Below are 3046 nucleotides of genomic sequence, written 5' to 3' on the forward strand. Positions count from 1 at the left end.
TTCAGCGCGGTCTGGCCGCCCATGGTCGGCAAGAGGGCGTCCGGCCGCTCCTTCTCGATGATCTTGGCGACCATCTCCGGCGTGATCGGCTCGATGTAGGTAGCGTCGGCCACGTCCGGATCGGTCATGATCGTCGCCGGGTTGGAGTTCACCAGCACGATCCGGTAGCCCTCGGCCCGCAGCGCCTTGCAGGCCTGCACCCCGGAATAGTCGAACTCGCAGGCCTGGCCGATGACGATCGGGCCGGCGCCGATGATCAGGATCGACTTCAGGTCGGTGCGTTTGGGCATTTCGGGCTCATCTCGCGCGCCAAGGCCGGGTCGCGCGAGCTGGCCGCGCGGCCTTCACCGACCGGATTGCAGGTTAAGTCGCCCGTTTAGTTGGGGAGTCGGGACAGGGCAAGGGAGAGCTTGCGACGACATGGAGCAGGGCCGGTTCAGCGCCTCGTGATCGCCCCGACCTGGAACCCTTTCACGACCTTAGCCTTATCACATGATATGACCGCGCGACGCCGCGTGCGGACGCTGATGGAGACTTCCCCGGAATGACCTTGATCGAGAAGATCCCGGAGCTGGACGACGACGGCCTGAAGAATCTCCTGGCCAACGCACGCCGACTTTCGGAAGAGGGCTCGGCCAAGCAGCAGGCCGCCGCCGCCGAACTGTTGCCGGCGCTCGAGGAAGCCGCGGCCCAGCGCCAGGCCGAGAAGACCGAGGCCGCCGCCGCCAAGCGGGCCGCCAAGCGGACCACAAAGAAGGAAGCGGCCCACTAGGCGGCGCTTTTCGAGCGCGGGCGAAACGGTTCATCCTGCACCGGCAGGAGGCCCCATGAAGCTCGCGTCCGTCTTGATACTCGCCGCGCTCACGGTCCCGGCCGCCGCTCAGCCGCCCCCGGCGCCCATCAGCACGCCGGTCGGCCAGTTTGACGCCACCTTGTCAGGCCAACCGATCCGGCTGCCGCAGGGGCCGGTGCAGGTGACCGTGTCCGAGACCCTGATCCCCGCCGGCGCCAGCCTGCCCGAGCATCGCCACCCTCACCCCCGCTACATCCGCGTGCTCGCCGGCCGCATCGCCGTGAAGAACATCGACACCGGCGAGACGCGCGAGCTGAAGACCGGCGACTTCGCCGTCGAGGCGTTGAGCCAATGGCACACCGGCCAGGCCCTCGGCGATGAGCCCGTCCGGTTGCTGGTCATCGACCAGACCCCGCCGGGCGCGTCGAACATGCAGCGGCGCTGACGACGCCGCACGGATGGGAACCTCGCCCCTCGCCAAAGCTTAACAATGTGCTAACGGTTGGCGCCCGGCGTGCAGTAGCGGGGCAGGGAGGTACCATAATGAGAACAATCGCTATCGCCGCTCTGGCCCTCGTCGCAGCCCCCGGCCTGGCGCTCGCCGCCGCGCCGTCCGCGCCCGTCGCGCCCCCTTCGCTCGCGGGCCTCGCCGCCGATCCGGAGCTGGAAGGCAAGGTCCAGGTCGCCATCACCCAGCAGCGGCTGGAGGCCGGCGGCACGCTCGCCGAGCACCGCCAGCCCTACATCCGCCACCTGTTCATCGTCTCCGGCCAGCTGAAGGTCTCCAACCTCGTCACCGGCGAGGAACAGCTCGTCGGCGCCGGCGAGATCGCCACCGAAGCGGCCGGCGACTGGCATCTGGCCAGGGCCGTCGGCGACGAAGCCGTCGAGATCTTCGTCATCGATCAGCTGCCCGCCGAAGAGACCGCCGCCAGCGCGGGCGGGCTTTAGGTCAGATCCGCGCCGCCGGGCTTGCCATTCGCCGCCCGCCGTGGCGCCATTTCAGGACAACGCCATCCGGCGAGTGACAGCAAAGCAGCCAATTTGCCCGCCGCGACCGGTCCAGATCCACTCTCCGACATGATGGCGCGCGTCGCGGCGGGCGAGCGCGCCGCCCTGCGACAATTGTACGAGGCCACGTCGGCGAAGCTTTTCGGCGTGTGCCTTCGTATCCTCTCGGACAGAGACGAGAGCGAAGACGTGCTTCAGGAGGTCTATCTGACGGTGTGGCGGCGGGCCGACCGGTTCGAACCCGGGCGGGCCAGCGTCATGACCTGGATCTCGACCATCGCGCGCAATCGGGCCATCGACCGGTTGCGGGCGCGCGGGCCGCTGGCCAACGCCGACACCCTCGAAGACGTGGAGATCGCGGACGGCGCGCCGAGCGCCGAGGCGCAGGTCGCCGCCGCCCAATCCGACAGCGCGCTCGCGCGCTGCCTGGAGGAGCTGGACGTCCGCACCGCCGGCATCATCCGCACGGCCTTCTTTGGCGGGGTCACCTACGAGGCGCTGGCGGTCGGCGCCGGCGCCCCGCTCGGCACCGTGAAGAGCTGGATACGCCGCGGATTGATCAAGCTTCGGGGGTGCCTGGAGCGATGAGCGACGTGGGCCCCGAACTGATCGGCGACGACGCCCTGGCGGCGGAACATGCGCTCGGCGTACTGAGCGCCCCAGAGCGCGCCGCCGCGGAGGCGCGCATGGCCTCCGATCCGGCCTTTGCGCGCGAAGTGGAGGCCTGGCGCGAACGGCTGGCGCCGCTGATCGACGAGGTTCCCCCGGCCCCGCCGTCGGCCGGGCTCTGGGCCTCGATCGAGCGGGCGCTGCCCGCCAATGACGATGTGGCGGACCTGCGCCGCAGCGTCTCGACCTGGCGGCGCGCGAGCTTCGGCGCGTTCGGGCTGATGGCGGCGAGCCTCGCGGCTGTGGTCGTGCTCGCCAGTCGCCCGCCGGAAGTGATCGTGCAGCCCGCGCCGGCGGCCGGTCAATTGATGAGCGCGCAGCTGAGCACCGAGGGGGGCCAGCAGCTGTTCGTCGCCGCCTACGATCCCGATCGTAAGGCGCTGGTGATCACCTCGTTGGCGCCCCCGGAGGCCCATCCCGGCAAGGTGCACGAGCTGTGGCTGATCCCGGCGGACGGCAAGCCCCGCTCGCTGGGCATCGTCGAGCGGGGCGTGTCGAAGGCCGTTCCGATGACGGCCATGGCGCCGATGGCCCGCGAAGGCGCCAAGCTGGCGATCTCGGTCGAGCCGCCGG

6 protein-coding genes are annotated in these 3046 nt (G+C 70.2%); 5 read left to right on the top strand and 1 reads right to left on the bottom strand.

Features of this window, described 5'->3' with window-relative positions; all coding sequences use genetic code 11:
- Positions 1-290, bottom strand: a 290-nt coding sequence (locus tag VHK87_RS05680) for a hypothetical protein (RefSeq protein WP_329633927.1), incomplete at its 3' end; no start/stop codon positions are given.
- Positions 291-544: 254 nt separating this feature from the next.
- Between VHK87_RS05680 and VHK87_RS05685 the strand changes: the two genes are divergently transcribed.
- The 5 genes from VHK87_RS05685 to VHK87_RS05705 form a co-directional block, all read left to right on the top strand.
- Positions 545-772: a hypothetical protein gene (locus VHK87_RS05685; protein WP_329633928.1), complete on the top strand. Its 228-nt coding sequence runs from the start codon at positions 545-547 to the stop codon at positions 770-772.
- Positions 773-827: 55 nt separating this feature from the next.
- On the top strand, positions 828-1238 hold the full coding sequence (locus VHK87_RS05690; protein ID WP_329633929.1) for a cupin domain-containing protein: 411 nt from the start codon (positions 828-830) through the stop codon (positions 1236-1238).
- A 98-nt stretch (positions 1239-1336) separates the two neighbouring features.
- The gene (locus VHK87_RS05695; RefSeq protein WP_329633930.1) at positions 1337-1744 is read left to right on the top strand and encodes a cupin domain-containing protein; all 408 of its coding nucleotides are present in this window, start codon (positions 1337-1339) and stop codon (positions 1742-1744) included.
- Between the two features lie 21 nt (positions 1745-1765).
- A complete protein-coding gene (locus tag VHK87_RS05700; RefSeq protein ID WP_329633931.1) occupies positions 1766-2392 on the top strand; it encodes a sigma-70 family RNA polymerase sigma factor in 627 nt (208 codons plus the stop codon).
- Positions 2389-3046, top strand: a 658-nt coding sequence (locus VHK87_RS05705; RefSeq protein WP_329633932.1) for an anti-sigma factor, incomplete at its 3' end; no start/stop codon positions are given. The genes VHK87_RS05700 and VHK87_RS05705, both read left to right, overlap by 4 nt.

Source organism: Phenylobacterium sp., assembly GCF_036263695.1.
Taxonomy (GTDB): Bacteria; Pseudomonadota; Alphaproteobacteria; order Caulobacterales; family Caulobacteraceae; genus Phenylobacterium.